The organism is Tautonia marina (assembly GCF_009177065.1).
Classification (GTDB): Bacteria; Planctomycetota; Planctomycetia; order Isosphaerales; family Isosphaeraceae; genus Tautonia; species Tautonia marina.
Genome location: NZ_WEZF01000005.1, coordinates 25,618 through 41,174 on the forward strand (window position 1 = coordinate 25,618; position 15,557 = coordinate 41,174).

General features: G+C 62.6%; 10 protein-coding genes, 1 tRNA gene and 1 pseudogene. 5 read left to right on the forward strand and 7 right to left on the reverse strand.

Annotation, left to right across the window (positions count from 1 at the left end; all coding sequences use genetic code 11):
• Nucleotides 1–51: 51 nt before the first annotated feature.
• Complete coding sequence (trhA, locus tag GA615_RS07525; protein WP_152050906.1) at nucleotides 52–708, forward strand: PAQR family membrane homeostasis protein TrhA; 657 nt, start codon at nucleotides 52–54, stop codon at nucleotides 706–708.
• A gap of 187 nt (nucleotides 709–895) precedes the next feature.
• Nucleotides 896–2,500, forward strand: a complete 1,605-nt coding sequence (locus tag GA615_RS07530) for an AbgT family transporter (RefSeq protein WP_152050674.1) — start codon at nucleotides 896–898, stop codon at nucleotides 2,498–2,500.
• Nucleotides 2,501–2,597: 97 nt separating this feature from the next.
• Here GA615_RS07530 and GA615_RS07535 read toward each other — a convergent pair whose 3' ends face one another.
• Nucleotides 2,598–4,385: a metal-sulfur cluster assembly factor gene (locus GA615_RS07535; RefSeq protein WP_152050675.1), complete on the reverse strand. Its 1,788-nt coding sequence runs from the start codon at nucleotides 4,383–4,385 to the stop codon at nucleotides 2,598–2,600.
• A 313-nt stretch (nucleotides 4,386–4,698) separates the two neighbouring features.
• On the opposite strand from GA615_RS07535, the gene GA615_RS07540 reads away from it, so the two are divergent.
• The 3 genes from GA615_RS07540 to GA615_RS07550 all read left to right on the forward strand — a co-directional run bounded on the left by GA615_RS07540 (nucleotide 4,699) and on the right by GA615_RS07550 (nucleotide 7,774).
• Complete coding sequence (locus tag GA615_RS07540; protein ID WP_235905198.1) at nucleotides 4,699–5,718, forward strand: amidohydrolase family protein; 1,020 nt, start codon at nucleotides 4,699–4,701, stop codon at nucleotides 5,716–5,718.
• A gap of 63 nt (nucleotides 5,719–5,781) precedes the next feature.
• The gene (dhaK, locus tag GA615_RS07545) at nucleotides 5,782–7,497 is read left to right on the forward strand and encodes a dihydroxyacetone kinase subunit DhaK (RefSeq protein WP_152050676.1); all 1,716 of its coding nucleotides are present in this window, start codon (nucleotides 5,782–5,784) and stop codon (nucleotides 7,495–7,497) included.
• Nucleotides 7,498–7,703: 206 nt separating this feature from the next.
• Nucleotides 7,704–7,774 (forward strand) — tRNA-Gln (locus tag GA615_RS07550).
• Nucleotides 7,775–8,061: 287 nt separating this feature from the next.
• On the opposite strand, the gene GA615_RS07555 is transcribed toward GA615_RS07550, so the two are convergent.
• The 6 genes and pseudogenes from GA615_RS07555 to GA615_RS28825 all read right to left on the reverse strand — a co-directional run.
• Nucleotides 8,062–8,502 (reverse strand): hypothetical protein, encoded by a 441-nt coding sequence (locus GA615_RS07555; protein ID WP_161602218.1) that lies wholly within the window; start codon nucleotides 8,500–8,502, stop codon nucleotides 8,062–8,064.
• Nucleotides 8,503–8,620: 118 nt separating this feature from the next.
• Nucleotides 8,621–8,800 carry a helix-turn-helix domain-containing protein gene (locus GA615_RS28670; protein WP_152050908.1) on the reverse strand — a complete coding sequence of 60 codons (180 nt, stop codon included), beginning with the start codon at nucleotides 8,798–8,800 and terminating at the stop codon, nucleotides 8,621–8,623.
• Between the two features lie 21 nt (nucleotides 8,801–8,821).
• Nucleotides 8,822–9,157: a helix-turn-helix domain-containing protein gene (locus tag GA615_RS07565; protein ID WP_152050678.1), complete on the reverse strand. Its 336-nt coding sequence runs from the start codon at nucleotides 9,155–9,157 to the stop codon at nucleotides 8,822–8,824.
• 2 nt (nucleotides 9,158–9,159) lie between these two features.
• Nucleotides 9,160–9,435, reverse strand: coding sequence for an IS4 family transposase (locus GA615_RS28675; RefSeq protein WP_390622222.1), 276 nt, complete (start codon nucleotides 9,433–9,435; stop codon nucleotides 9,160–9,162).
• A gap of 610 nt (nucleotides 9,436–10,045) precedes the next feature.
• Nucleotides 10,046–13,507, reverse strand: coding sequence for a PVC-type heme-binding CxxCH protein (locus tag GA615_RS07570; protein ID WP_449343056.1), 3,462 nt, complete (start codon nucleotides 13,505–13,507; stop codon nucleotides 10,046–10,048).
• A 264-nt stretch (nucleotides 13,508–13,771) separates the two neighbouring features.
• A pseudogene (locus GA615_RS28825) lies at nucleotides 13,772–15,229 on the reverse strand (ThuA domain-containing protein); the annotation flags it as partial.
• Between the last annotated feature and the right edge of the window lie 328 nt (nucleotides 15,230–15,557).

The window sequence follows — 15,557 nt, forward strand, 5'->3', positions numbered from 1 at the left end:
GACTCCCGCCTCCACGAGATCGATTGTCCGCGAATCGCTGGGCTCAACTGGATGAATGATCGCAAGGAACCGGAGTGGAGACCCTGGACGAAGGCCGAGGAACTCGCCAATGCGGTGAGTCACGGGCTCGGGTTCGTGGCGGCAATCCTGGTGTTTCCGTTGCTGATCGACGGCGCTTTGAATGTCGGGGGGACAACCGCCGCCGTGGCCGCGGCCATCTTCGGGACCACGATGGTGGTGGTCTATCTCTCGTCGGCCCTTCATCATGCGCTTCCAGAAGGACAAACAAAGCGAACGATCGAGGTCGTGGACCGGGCGGCCATTTTCCTGCTGATTGCGGGAACGTATACTCCCTTCGCGCTCGGTGTGCTCCGAGGGACCTGGGGCTGGGTGTTGCTCGCAACGGTCTGGAGCCTTGCCATCTATGGAATCGTCCGGACCATCGCGGCCGGTACCATTCGGCCGTATCAGGGAACCAAGCTCTACCTGGTGATGGGCTGGTTGATTCTTCTGGTGGTGGGACCGGTCACGGAACGGATGGACCCGAGGGGGCTGGCCCTGCTGGTGGCCGGGGGAATGGCGTACACCATCGGCGTTGGATTTTATGCCTCGCATCGGATGAAGTTTCATCATCTGGTCTGGCATGTGTTCGTGATGGCGGGATCAGCCTGTCACGTGCTGGCTACACTCTGGTACGCGGTCGTCTGAGGGGGTCTGGAATCGCCGTCGATTCCCTGTCGATCGTGATCCGACGCCATCGATCCGTACCAATTCCGCCAGGCTCCCCCTTGCGTGGCCGGGCGACCGTGTCAGAATCGGGACGGGTCGAGGCGAAGAAGGCTCGGCGGTGTGCCGACTCGATCCGATCTGGCCTGATCGGTGAGTAACGCAACTGATGAACGACGATTCCGAGCAGCCGCGGATGCCCCCCGAGGCCACCGACCCGCCCCCGCAGGTCACGGGAACCAGTCCCGAGCACCGACCAACCGCGATCGACCGCGCCCTGAATCTGATCGAACGGCTCGGCAACATGCTGCCCGACCCGGCGGTCCTTTTCCTTATCCTGATGCTGATTGTCTGGGGAGCGTCGGCAGCCCTTTCCCCGATTGAGTTCACCGAGATTCACCCGGTCACCCAGGAACCGATTCGGATCCAGAACCAGTTGACCGGCGACAGCCTGGCCGACTTTCTGGCGAACATGGTGGCTACCTTCGTCGGCTTCCACCCGCTGGGAGTGGTGCTGGTGGCCTTGCTGGGCGTGGGAGTGGCCGAACACACCGGCTTCATCAATGCCGGGTTGAAGGCTCTGCTCGGGATCACGTCGCGGTCGCTGCTGACCCCCATGCTCATCCTGGTGGCGATCGTGAGCCACACGGCGGCCGATGCCGGGTACGTGCTGGTGATTCCGCTGGGCGGGGTGATTTTTCACGCGGCCGGACGGCATCCGCTGGCCGGAATCGCGGCGGCCTTTGCCGGAGTGTCGGGAGGGTTCAGCGCGAATTTCATCCCCTCCGGCATCGACCCGTTGCTCCAGGGGCTCACCCAGGCCGGAGCGCAGGTGATCGACGCTGATCGTCTGGTCAACCCGCTCTGCAACTGGTACTTCACGGCCGCTTCCTCCGCCCTGATCATCGTGCTCGGCTGGTTTCTCACGGATCGGGTGATCGAGCCTCGCCTGGCGATGACCAAGATCGATGGCGATCTTTCCGACCTTCAGCCGATGGAATCGCTCGGCCCGCGCGAGTGGCGAGGGCTGGTGGCCGCCCTAGTGGCGATGGTTGGGAGTCTCGTGGTGCTCGGTGTGCTCAGCTTCCCGGCTGACTCTCCCTTGCGGTCGCCCGAAGGGGGCCTGACCGACGCCAAGGCGCGGTTGATGCAATCGATCGTACCCTTGATCTTCCTCCTCTTCCTGGTTCCCGGCGTCGTTTACGGCTATGCGGCCGGCACGGTCGAGAACCACCGAGACATCATCAAGGGAATGAGCAAGTCGATGGCGGCGATGGGCTACTATATCGTCCTCGCCTTTTTCGCTTCGCTGTTCATCAAGGCATTCAACGATTCGAACATTGGTGCACTCATGGCCCTGAAGGGGGCCGATGGACTGCGGGCGCTCAAACTTCCGCCCCAGGTGACGATCGTCGGCATCATCCTGTTGACCGGAGCGGTGAACCTGCTGGTCGGTTCGGCATCCGCGAAGTGGGCGTTGCTGTCGCCGATCTTCGTGCCGATGCTCATGCAACTGGGAATCTCTCCCGAACTGACTCAGGCGGCCTACCGCGTGGGAGATTCGACCACGAACATCATCACCCCGTTGATGCCCTATTTCCCTCTTGTGGTGGTTTACTGCCAGCGCTATGTCAGAGGGACGGGGATCGGCACGCTCGTCTCATTGATGCTGCCGTACTCGGTGGTCTTCCTCGTGGTCTGGACGATTTTTCTCGTGCTGTACTGGATGCTCGGCATCCCGATGGGACTCGACGCGCCGTATCAGTATCCGTGATCCGGGCTCATGAGTGGTCGCGACGCTCAACGAGCCGCGAAGCCTCGGGGAGGGGAATTCACTACCTTCCCCGAGGTTGATTGGTCGTGATGGCAGATCAGGAGAGGTTCAGTCCCATGGCCGCGCGCCCCTGATCGGACAGTCGAGCGACCGTCCAGGGAGGGTTCCAGGTGAGGTCAACGACCACATCCTGGATTCCCTCGACTCTGCGAACATGTTCACGAATTCCTTCGCTCACGCGGCCACCACCTTGTGAGACCAGGAACTCGTGAACGGGACGCCCACGATGAGGCATGGTCACGATCACGTGGGCGACACCGGCGCGAACTCGGACATCGTAGATGTAGCCGAGATCGACAATACTCGCGTCGGCGGTATAGAGTTGCTCGTCTTTCACCCGATGAAGGGCTGCCCAGATGCTTCGTTTTTGATCGCCGAATTCCTCGGTTTCTCCAACCCGGGCGAGCGAACCCATCGCTTGAGGACGATCACTCTGGGGAAGCTCATCGGCGCGGCATGCGATCGGATTGAGGAGCCGTTGTCGCATCGCTTCCAGAGATCGCGCATCGTCTTCCCCTGAAAAGGGGAACAGGTGATAGGCGTTGCGTTGATGAAAGACGGTTCCGGCCTTCAGCACGGTCTTCTGCGCCGGGTATCGGCTCCAGAGTTGGCCGTGCCCTGCGTAATCGAGTGTTGGAGAGCCGGAATGGTCGATGCGATCATGCCCCTCGACTCGATGATCCAGCCAGAAGGCAAGGAAGGCATCGTGGCTCTGGTTGTGATAAAACCCAACGCCCCAGAGTTGGTTGGCGGCTTCGGGGGGAACGGGCCCGTCGTGCAGCTTGCCCGAGGCATCGAACCAGATCAGGTTCGTGTAGGAATAGCCGGAGAAGACCCATTCATCATCGCGCATCGCTTCGATTCGGAGATCCTTGATGGCTTCCATGGTCCCTTCCTTGAAAAAGTAGGGAAGCCCGGAATGGAAGGTGTAGGTTTGATCGATGTGCATGCGGCTCGGAGTGAACAGTGGATGGATGGGGCTATGGGGAAATCCCCAGCGGCGGACCCGAACGAAGATGGGACCACGCTCGACCTCGTAATCGGGACACTCTGCCCAGTTCCGCACCCGAAGTTTCTGGAATGAGCCATGATCGACGTAATCATGGGCCCAGTCGATTCCCGGAGGTTCACCATGCCCTTTTCCTCCGGCGTAGAGTTCCAGCCCATGCTCTCGACGTGAGATGAGGCGCTCGAGCTGTCCGACCTGGCTGGAGAGTTGAGCAACATAGTGGTGATTACTGATTTCCAGACCGTACCCCTCACCCTTGACCTTCAGGTCCGTGATGTAATCGGGGCGCTCGGCGTTCGGATTCCCGGTGAAGACGAGAACGATGGCCCGGTCGTGTTGCGGAACGTCTGCGAGGAAGGCCAACCGGCACCGCCAGTGCTTCTCGGTGCGCGTGACCCCGGACACCTGCGAGGGCACTTCATGGATGGTGCTGCGTTCGGCGTCGAACCGAGCGACCCGGAGTTCCCGGTCTGGGTCGGTGACCTGATCGGCTCGAAGACGGAGCCGAATCTCAATCGGCTCGTTGGTGCGGGCCTGGCCGATGGTCTCGAACAACGAAAGGGCCTGCACGAACCTCCAGCCGTTCCCCCAGTCGGCCCAGGGCTTCGGCAGTTCAGAAACAGCCACGAACTGCTCGGCATCCAGATCCGGTTCTTCCGGATCTGGCGTCACCTGGCGATCGAATCGAAGGGTATCCCGGATGGATTCTGCCAGCGATGAGGCCAGGTCGAGCCGCCCCTTCTGGTAAGCGTCTTGAAGGAGGCGGACCTTTTCCTGGACCGAGTCGGATCGATCGTTCGAGAGACTTCGACGCATGACGATTCTCAATTCCTCGGGAGATTTGAGGGGGACAGATGACCCGCGTTGTGCTTGACCAGGATGGTCAATGTCGATCCTGAAGCGCAACGCTGCCCAGGGTTCGGAGCCGATGATACGTCATGGAGCCGGCCATCGCTCGTTGGAAATGAGCGCCCCTCCTTGACATCGGACAATCGGAGTGCTGCCATAGCCCTCCAATCCGTCCGATCGAATTCCGATCGAGGCGGAATCAATTCGAGGAGCAGAAACGATGGCACTCCCAACCAACGGCCAAAGGTCCGAGGTATCGCGCCAGACTGTGTTGAACCCCATGTCTTCGATCTCGCGACGTGACTTGCTGGGGGGGGCAATGGCTGGTCTGGCCGGGCTGGCGATCTCGGGCGGATCGGAACGAGCAGACGGAGCTGTGCAGGAACGAAACACCGCTCAGACCACCGCCCGAGTGCGACCTCGAGGCCAGGTTGGTCCGCTGGATCTGAAGACGGAACCGCTCATTGATGCTCATTCGCATATCTGGACTCCTGATCTCGACCGGTATCCTCTTGCAGAGGGTTTCACTCGGGATGACATGCAGCCGGCCTCATTTACGGCAGAGGAGCTGCTGAAAACCTGTCGACCGCTGGGCGTGGGGCGGGTCAATTTGATCCAGATGAGCTATTACGGATTCGATAATTCGTACATGCTCGACATGATCGCGGCATATCCTGATCGCTTTGTCGGGACCGCGATCATCGACCCGGAAGGGGTTGATCCCGCGGCGGAGATGGCGAAGCTGGCGTCCAAGGGGGTTCGGGCGTTCCGTGTTCAGCCTCAGTTTCTCAATCTTCCGATCGATCGATGGCTCGATCATCCCGGCTATGAATCCATGTTTTCCTATGCTTCCGAGAGCAAACAGGCGATCAGCTTCCTGATTGATCCTGACGCGTTGCCGGAAGTCGATCGGGTGTGTCGAAAATACCCGGAGACGCCGTTTATCGTGGATCATCTCGCTCGAATCGGCGTTGATGGTGAGTTCCGAGAGCCTGAGATCGAGGCCTTGTGTGATCTGGCCCGGAATCCGAATGCTTACGTCAAGGTTGGGGCCTTTTACGCGTTGAGTCCGATGGGACCGCCGTATCGGGACCTCGCCCCCATGATTCGCCGCGTCGTTGCCGCGTATGGTTCTCATCGCTGCATGTGGGAAAGTGATTGTCCCTTCCAGGTCGTCGATCATTCGTATCAAGCAAGTATTGATCTGATTCAATCGCATCTTGACTTCCTTGATGATGACGACCGGCAGTGGCTTTTGGCCGGCACCGCGGAATCGTTGCTGTTCCCGGCCGCGAACTGATCTTCAGTAACCCAGCAGCGGCACCGAACGCGAGAGATCGGGACCAATCTCGGAGGCTGATTCATGAAGAAATTGATCAACGATCCGCGGAACGTGGTGCCGGAGATGCTGGAAGGCCTGGTTCGGGTTGATCCTGGGTTGACGCGCCTGGAGGGACACAACGTGCTCCTCCGGGCCGACTTTGCCGAGAACCGCGGGACTCACCGCCAGGTTGCATTGATTTCTGGAGGAGGGAGCGGCCACGAACCTGCTCATGCAGGGTATGTCGGCCAAGGCATGCTTTCGGCGGCCGTTTTGGGGGATGTGTTCACATCACCCCCTGCAGATGAAGTTCTCGCGGCGATCCGGGCGGTTGCCGGTCCAGCCGGAGTGCTGCTGATCGTCAAGAATTACACCGGCGATCGCATCAATTTCGGATTGGCCGCCGAACTGGCCCGCGCAGAGGGAATTCCGGTCGAAATGGTGATCGTGGCCGATGACGTCGCGCTGTCATCCTCGGTCGATCATGCAGGCCGTCGAGGACTTGCCGGAACGATCTTCGTTCACAAGGTTGCAGGAGCGGCCAGCGAAGCAGGGGCGTCGCTGGCCGCGGTCGCAGCCGAAGCCCGAGCCGCGGCCCAGGCGGTACGAACCATGGGGGTCGCGCTCTCCCCGGGTATTGTCCCCGTCTCAGGCAAGCCGGGCTTTGAGCTTGGGCCCGAGGAAATTGAGCTCGGGCTCGGGATCCACGGAGAACCAGGGATTCGACGTGTTCCGCTTCAACCCGTTGATGACCTCGTCGATCAATTACTCGATCCGATTCTTAAAGACCTGAATCCGTCGGAGGAAACTCCCGTTGCGCTCCTCGTGAATAACCTGGGTGCGACCCCTGTGATGGAGTTGATCCTTGTCGCCCGACGAGCCTTGTTGGTTCTGGACGATCGAAGACTCCTGGTGGAGCGGGTGTCTCTCGGCAGCTTCCTCACCTCGCTGGAGATGGCGGGAGTCTCCATCTCTGTGATGCTCCTTGACCGGCAACGTCTGGAACGGCTCGATGCCCCCACTCGAGCAACTGCCTGGCCCAATGCGGCCGATCGAATCCGTACCGGCCCGGTGTCAATTCCCGAGGCGTCGGGTCAGGGGATCGAAGCCGCTCGCTCCGACGCTCCGCCACAAACCGAACAGGGACGATTGCTAAAGCAAGCCCTTCACCGCATCGTCGACGCCGTCCTGGATTCGGAAGCATCGCTTACCGAATCGGATCGAGTGTCTGGGGATGGCGATCTGGGGATCAGCCTGGCTCGGGGGGCTCGGGCGATTGAGAAACTCCTTCCCTCACTTCCGACCGACGATCCGGCCGCCACGCTTCGAGCCCTGGCCATGACCATCCAGCACGCCGTGGGAGGGACGACCGGTCCCCTGTATGCGGCAGGCCTCTCTCGAGCCTCGACCTGCTTCGACCCTGCGTCCCCCCATGACGCTCGAACCTGGGCGAACGCTTTCCGGGTCGCAATTGACGCCATCGCCGAACTCGGCGGCGCCCAACCTGGTGATCGAACCATGCTCGACGCGCTCGCTCCCGCCTCGGCCTCCCTCGATCAGGCGATCCATGCCGGCGCTTCTCCTGATCACGCCTTACGCGAGGCCATCTCCGCTGCCGATGCCGGGGTGCAATCCACGCTTCAGATGCTCCCCCGCCGCGGACGAGCCAGCTACCTTGGCACACGTGTTCTTGGTCATCCCGACCCGGGCGCAGAGGCCGTCTCAATCTGGCTCCGCGCCCTCGCAAACTTCGGGTAACTCGTCCCCCACTTGCCCTCACGCGTGTCTCACATTTCCATTCCTCTCACAAATCTCCCAACTTCTGCACGATTTCGACTCCCCTCCATCAATCGGACTTGAAAGACGCGGCTCGTACTGATTTAATACAAACCCTGGCGTGTGAGACCCTGGCTCCTGTGATTTTTTCGTTGAATTTATAAGTTTATCCTCTCGGCTATCCAAATTGGGGAATGGTGTAACGGTAGCACGCTTGACTCTGGATCAAGTAGTCTAGGTTCGAATCCTAGTTCCCCAGCTTCCAAGAAACCCGCTGAAAAGGCGGGTTTTTTCATGCGCTGGAAGGACTTACGACGCCTTCGGCTTGCGTCGCTTGGTGTCAGAAGGTGCCCCGAAATGCCCCGGAATGTCGGCAGGTAGTGCTACCGAGAGTGCTACTGAAGGGGAACCGGAACCGGCGGCAGGGGGAACTGAAGACGACGCAGGCGGCGTATTCACTGCCCTTATCACTGCACCAGTGATTAAGACCGGAACCAGCGGCAGGGGGAACCGAAGGGGAACCGGCGGCAGGGTTCACCTGCTCTCTCATACCGAATTTCGCAGATGACTTACCATTGAGGGCGACGGCTCAGCGGAAGCCGGCCACCCTCGGACGACCTCGGGGTGGCCGATCAGCCACCGGCACCGCTCGACCAGCGTCCGCTCCAGCTGATCGAGGTCGTCGAAGCCCTGGTTGGCGACCGCCTCGCGCAGCAGCGGCCAGGTCGGCTCGACCCGCTGCAACTCCGGCGTGCAGGGGGGCAGCCGGTGCAGCACCCCGTTCGGCGGAACGACCAGCCGCCGGGCGACGGGCCAGCCGGTGTTGTCGACCAGCACGACCAGCAACCTGCGGCCCTCCGGGTCGGCCCACCGGGCGAACTCGGCCAGGGCCGCGCCCATCCAGTCGGTGTCGGCCCGCGGCAGCAGCAGCTGCAGGTTGCGGCCGCTGGCCGGCTGGACGAAGCCATGATACCGGGCACGCCCCAAGGCGACGAGCCGGCGTCCCCGGATCGCCAAGACGCGGCGGGCGACGGGCTTGAGCCCCAGCCGGGCCTCGTCCTCGGCCCACAGCTCGACCCGCCGGTCGGAGTGGCGGGCCCGCAGCTCAGCGAGCCGGCGGCGCAGGCGATCTTTTCCACGCCCGCCGGGCGGCAGGCGTGGCGGCCTCCGGGTGCCGCGGCCGCGAGAAGCCCAGGCCGCGCAGCCAGGGCCAGTTGCTGGGCTCGGAGGCGGCCACGCCCCAGCGGTCGCGGACGTAGGCGACGACCTTCGGGCCGGTCCACAGGCCGCCGTCGGGGGGCGAGCCCTACAAGGCCGCCCAGAGCTCAAGCGGCTTCTCGGTGGTCAGGGCGGACTGGCCGCCGTTCACGGCTTTGAGGCGGTCGGCCAGGCCGTCGGGGCCCTCGGCGTTCCAGCGGCGGATCAGGGCGCGGACCCAGCCGTCGCTCAGGCCGATCGCCACGGCGACCTCGGCGGGCGTGGGCGGCTCGTCGGGGCGGGTCAGCAGCCAGAGGGCCTGCCAGTGGGTCTTCTCGACGCCGTCGCGGCAGGCACGGTAGCGACGGGCGATCTCCTCGTGCGAGAGGTGGGGCGAGAGGGCAACCTGGGGCGAGCCATGGGACAGCCCTCCGTGATGGACCACCCCTATGATAAGGTCAGCGATCCGTGAAATCCGGTATCAGGTGGGCCCGGATTGCTTGACCACTGCCAGGCCCGGGACACTCGCTCGGCGAGATTCCAACCGAGGGTCAGCGCGTCCCGTCGGTGGAGGCCGCGCCAGAGTGTCGTCACGCCGGGCTCACCGTCGCGGGTGCGACCCAGGAAGCCTCCCAGCCGGGCCAATTCCGAACGGCTACTCTCAATCCGGGAGCCCTTTCCGGCGGCTCGGATCGCTCGACGGCTCGGTGCAAGATCTGCCACGACGCTTCGGGGAAGACCGCGTGTCAGACGGCCTCGGGATCGTGTCTAGCCCGGCATGTCAGCCAGAACAACCGCCAGGCGACCACGGCGGAGGTGGCCAGGACGCGTTGAAGGCGAGACGCATCCTCCAACGGGAGCCGTTCCACTTGGCAACCGCTCTTGAGGACGGAGAGAGAGCGCTATACCGCCCATCGTGTCCCGGCGACCCGGACCAGCTCCGTCCACGGCGTCTCGGCCGGGCTACGAGCCACGGCACAGGTGATAGGCCCGCTCGTCGCGTCTCTCCCGGTTCCGCCGGACCAGCAGCCAGAGCCGCCAGCCCCGTTCGTCGACCGAGCCGAAGGACACAGCCGCCCACTCGGAGCACCGCGGCCCCTTCGTGCTGGCCCCTGCTGGCAGTGATCAAGAGGGAGAGGGGTTCCGGAAAGGGGTGGCGAGATACGGACCGCTTACGTCGAAGTCACTCCTCGTGTTTCGAGGGCCGATCACGAGGAGTGCACGAAGCCGAGATTGATCGCCGCAAGTCCGACCTCGTCGGCATTGCCCGGATTCAGGAGATCGAAGCCCCGGGCGCCGAGCGAGAAAACCGCTCTTCCGCCGGCCATCACAATCAATGGTGATGTTGGAACGCCGCATCGTCAGGGTTGCCGCCGGCGAGCAGATAGGCCAGCAGGTCGAGGACTTCTTCCTTGTCCAGCGTGTTCAGCAGTCCGCTGGGCATGATGGACACAGGTGACGTGACGCGGTCATCGATGGATTGCTTGGCGATTTGCAGTTCTTGGGGTGGGCTTCCGTAGAGCATCGTCAGCGTGGACTCGTCCTCCGAGGCAATGACGCCGATCTGCGTCGTCCCGTCTTCGAGTGCGACGATCACCTGGCGGTACTCTTCGTCGATATTGCGTGAGGATTCCAGAATCTCCCGCAGCAACGCGCTCGCATCATGCTTGTACTTCTCCACCGTGGCATCGATATCGGGACCGACGGAGTGGTTCAAGCCGCCCGCGAGACTCGGCGAACCGGTCGCGTCATCCTTGCCCATTCTGTGGCACTGGATGCAGCCGAGCGTGGAGAACAGTTGCTTGCCGGTGTCGAAGCTCCGGTGTTGCGCGACGCGCTTCAGGTCTTCGACGAAGTCACTGTGTTTCCATTCGGTGACCTTGAGCTCCTGCTGGGGATTCTTGGCGAGAAACTCCTGGAGGTTGTCGGTGACGTAGAGCATGCCGCGCATCAGGCGATGGTGGCCGGGGAAGGAGCAGATATAGGGATAAGCCCCTTCCTCAGTCGGCGCTGTGAACTCGATGACCTCCTCCTGGCCGTAGTCGATCAGCTTACTATGCCAGAGGATTTCCGGACTGTCGGGCACGAAGCCGAGATCGAAGCCCCGAGCGCCGAGATTGATCGCTGCGAGTCCGACCTCGTCGGCCTTGCCCGGATTCAGGAGCATGATGTTGTGCGGCATGAAGTCGTAGTTGGCGAAGGTGAGCGACACCTTCGTGCCCGGCTTCAGGGTCAATTCCCGCACGTCGTACATCATCTTCTCGGGAACGGTGGCGATGCGGATCGTTGTCAGTTCGGGCGTCTCGCTGAGGATGCCGGACTCCTGCGACGAAGCGAGCGTCGCCTCAGCAATGATGCCGCCGCGCAGGGTCTTCTCGACGTTCAGCCAGAAATGCTGCACGGTCTTCGCGGCGATCCGGGCGTGCGGCTCGGGCGAATCCAAGACCATCTCCAGCAGTTCGAAATCCCGCACGTTGTGCTGCTGGTGCAGCCAGAGTGCCTCGAGCAAGTGGTGCGCGTCGTCTCTCTTCCTCGGATCGAACTGCTTGATCCATTCCTTCGTCGCGGCGATGACTTCCCGGGAATCGCGCTCGCTCAGCTCGATCCGTGTGCGGTGGCGGATGCCATCGACGGGTGACTTCAGATTGTCAAGCAGCGCGGCGATCGGCTGGCCGTCGATCGGGACGGGTTCCTGGAGCGGCCGGCCGACGGCGGTCATGCGGTAGATTCGGCCGTGTGCGTGATCGCGATTGGGATCGCGCACGTTATGCTGCATGTGGCCGATGATGACGTTGTGCCAGTCGCTGATGTACAGCGAACCATCAGGGGCGAAGATGGCGTCCGACGGCCGGAAGTTCTTGTCGCCGCTCATCAGCAGGCCACGCGACTTGTCCTCGGTCTTCGAGCCGTCGGCATTGATGACCGTGACCGTCAGTTCGTCTCCCGCGGGCTCGCCCCACACGGTCCCGGTTTCCGGGTTGCGCTCAAGGTCATAATGCTTGATGCCCAGGAAACCGATCACGTTGCAGATCAAGAAGTCTCCCTGCATCGACTCGGGGAAATGTGCGCTGCTGACGACTTCGTTGGCGGTGACGGGTCGGACTTCTTGCTTCAGCAGCTCGTGCATCTGGAAGCCGTTGCCCTCGGGCCGCACCTGGTACGCCCGGCCGCCGGTGCCGTCGGTGGCGTAGTGATAACCCCAGGAGTCGAACGAGATGCCGTGCGGGTTCGGCGAGTTCGTGGCGTGCATCGAAATCGTGTACCGCCGCGGGTCGAAGCGATACATGGCCGACGCCGAAGACTGCAGTGACGGCCCCCAGGGGTGCTCGTGGTTATGGACCATGAAGACGCCGCTCTGCCAGTAGATGCCGCCGTCGGGTCCGTAGATGAGATTGTTCGCGCCGTGATGCGTGTCGGAAGAGTCGAGCCCCTGCAGCACGTGGGTGCGCACGTCTGCCACGTCGTCCCCGTCGGTGTCTCGCAGGAACAGCAACTCCGACTGGCACGTGACGAGCACGCCGCCGTTCCAGAACTCGAAGCCGAGCGGATTTTGCACCTTCGCGAACTCCGTCACGCGATCCGCCACGTTGTCGCCGTCGTCGTCGTGAAGGATAATCAGCGCATCATTCATCTCTTTGAGCGGCTCCCACTTCGGATAGGTCGGCCACACGGCGGCCCAGAGCCGGCCTCGCGTATCGAACTGCAGCTGCACAGGATTGACGAGCTGCGGGAAGCGGGCTTCGTCGGCGAACAGGTTCACCTCGAATCCCTCGGCCACCGCCATGTGCTCGAGCCCCTCTTCGCCGCTGATGTACTTCAGCGAACCTTCCTTCACGGCGCTGGAACTCTCGCTGCCGCCGCCGACGTTCGAGACGACAGGAACCGGCCTGGGCACGTTGCTGTCGTCGACCTGCTTGTCGTCGCCGGCGGCCCGAGCCCACACGACCTCATCGCGGTTGGCCGTCATCACATCGAGCATCACGAGCTCGGGCTGGAGCACCTGGGCGTTCGTCTGGCCGTCGACGAATGCCAGCGTCGAGCGGCCGCCCCAGATGTCGTTCCCGTCGGAAGCATGGTAGCGGTTCCACCAGTGCATACTCTTGTCGAGCACGGCCTGACGCAACGCATCCGGCGAGTTCGAACTGCTGACCGGCCTGCCGAGCAACTCCCCGGCGATCACCTCGGCGAGCTGCCGGTTGCCCTCCTCGGAAAGATGCACGCCGTTGATCGTGAGCGGATCCGTCGAGTTCTCGTACAACTCCAGCGACGGATGGAACAGATCCACGAATGCAACCCCCGCCTCCGACGCCGCGGCTTCCGTAGCTCTCGTGTAAGCGGCGAGTCGCACGTTGTGGACTCGGCCGTCGGGCAAGTTGGGATTGCCCGTATCCTCGAACGCGATCGGGCTGAAGAGTACGATCCGCGGAACGTCCGCGCCGTTCGGCTTCGCGCCGCGTGTCCTCTTGACGAATTCGAGCAACTGCTCCCTGTAGTCTTCCGGTTTGGCGTCGAACGACTCGTTGTAGCCGAAGAACGCGAACACGACGGTCGGCTTCACATGCTGAAGATACGCGGTCATCGACATCTGCCCGGCGCTGCGCGGGTAGTTGTTCGGGCGATCGCCGCTGGTGCTCATGTTGCGGAAGCGGACGTGCCGGCCGACGAGTTGCGATTGCAACAGGGTCTCCAGCCAGCCGTCGTGCTGCATCCGATCCGCCAGACCGTTGCCGAGAATCGCGACGACATCCCCTTGCTGGAACGCAAACGGCAGCGTATCGCGATAATCGGCGGGCACTTCGGCCAGCGCGGTGTCGGGCGGCGATTGGGCCGGCTGCCTCCCGTCCGTGGCGCCACGCTGTGCCAAGCTCGGTCCGCCGGCGACGGGCATCCCCGGTTTCCCATCGTAAGTGAGATAAGTCAGCTTGCCGCTATCACGGATGTCAATCTCCATCGCTTGCGGGGCCGCGATGCCCGCCGCGCGGAAGACCTCGTCGCGCTCCGCGTCCAGCAGCGTGATCGTGAAGCCGTCCAGCCGGTTCTCGAACCCGCTGCGGTTCCAGACGCCGATCCGATCAATCTCGACCGATCGACCGAGATCAAGCTCCCACCACGGGTCCTTCTCGCCGTCATTCGAGGTGTGGGTCTGTCCTTGCTTGCGGTAGTCGGGATCCTTGTTGCCGTCGATCGCCCTCGACGCCAAGCCGCCGGCTCCCGTACTCGACTGCGTCGCCTTGCCTCCCGTACCGACATTCTTGCCGGCGTTGATCACTTCCACTTCAGCGAGCGTGAGGATGCGATTGTCGCCCGGCAGTTCGATGCGTACAAAGCGTGCGGGCTTGCCTGTGGCCAGTGTCGCAGCGGCCGATCCGTTCAGCTTTGTCGTTCCATCCTCCTTGCGATTGCCTATCTTTGGTGCGGCCGCGTTGGGCATCTGTGTCTTGTGGTTCGCCGGAATCGGGCTCTCGAATCCTTCGTAGGCTTCCGGCTTGATCCCGCGCGCGTGGCTGCCGTTGCCGAAGCTGTTCGGCTCGAACGGCCCGACAAGGGCGACGTTCGCATCGGGCTTGATCTCATGTTCCAGCCCCAGCGCCCAGAAACATCCGTTGATCAGCATCCGACGATAGCCGTCATTCAGCAGATCTTCCGACGCGCCGTAGAGCGACGTGAAGACTCTTCCCGCTTTCCCTGACTTGCTCTTGTACGATCGCGTCCACTCGGAAGGCATCGGCGGCTTGGTTGTATCGGCCGGAGAGTCGGGCGTCATGCCGTGAAGCGGCTGCGCCATGGTGAGGATCTCACCATCCGTCGGCTTGCCGACGTAACCCCCGGCCTGCACCCACACGTCTTCCACGCCGCGCAAAATCGGATGAGTCTGCTTGCCGTCGATGATCGTGATGCGAGTGCTCTGCCGATGATTGCCGCCGTAATGTCCGACCCAGGTCTGGCCCAGTACCTGATGCCCAAAGCCGAGTTCGTAGTCTTCGCCTTTATAGTCGAAGGAGTACTTGCCGAACGGGTCGGTCGCCTCCATCCTGAACGCATGAGTCGCCGTGCGCAGCCCGACCACCGGCCCGCCTCGATTGAGATAATCATCGAAGTGCCGCATCTGCTCGCGGGGAAAGTCCTGGAACCGGAGGAACACGACAGCCAGATCCGCCGTGTCCAGCGCCTCCAGCCCCGGCATGTTCGAGTTGCCGGGGACGATCTCGCCCGATTCCTCGTCGACATCGAACAGCACGGTACATTTGAAGCCATGATGCTTCGCGAGAATTCGCGCCAGCGCCGGCAGCGTCTCCTCGGACCGATACTCGTGATCGCCCGCAAGCAGCACGATGTGCTTGCCCGCGCCCGCGCCGCTCGCCCCCTCGTAAACAACTCCCTGAGCCTTCGCCGGCGCCGCAGTCATTGCCACGAGCAAGAGCGCTGCGATCATGAAATTTCTGCCAGGCATCAGCTTTCCTCTGTTTCGTTCCAGGGCCTCGTGAACGCGGAGCGGACTGGCGTAATTGTGGGTCATCTGAGCCCTCGGTCAGGTTTGTGAATCGGATCGTGACCCGCAGCATCGGTGAGGGACGGTTCCACCCGGTTCCTGGACACCGCGTCCGTTCACGGATCCCCGTCTCCCGGGCGATGCCCTTGTTGTAACACGGACACTCCTGTTGGCCAACGATGCGGCCGAGATGCAACCTTCAGAAGGGAAGGAGTCACCGCATGCCCGAAGTCGACTTTGCCGACTCCCAGCTTCCGCCTGATGAGCTGGCGACCTCTTGACCTTCAGGTTGTCAGGTTCTTGCGATGTGGGTCGCCCCGATTGGAGCTCCCGGTGATGGGAAACACATCGGCGT

Coding starts and splice junctions, on each gene's coding strand:
- trhA (WP_152050906.1), top strand. CDS start 52: ATGAATGATCGCAAGGAACCGGAGTGGAGACCCTGGACGAAGGCCGAG.
- GA615_RS07530 (WP_152050674.1), top strand. CDS start 896: ATGAACGACGATTCCGAGCAGCCGCGGATGCCCCCCGAGGCCACCGAC.
- GA615_RS07535 (WP_152050675.1), bottom strand. CDS start 4,385: ATGCGTCGAAGTCTCTCGAACGATCGATCCGACTCGGTCCAGGAAAAG.
- GA615_RS07540 (WP_235905198.1), top strand. CDS start 4,699: ATGTCTTCGATCTCGCGACGTGACTTGCTGGGGGGGGCAATGGCTGGT.
- dhaK (WP_152050676.1), top strand. CDS start 5,782: ATGAAGAAATTGATCAACGATCCGCGGAACGTGGTGCCGGAGATGCTG.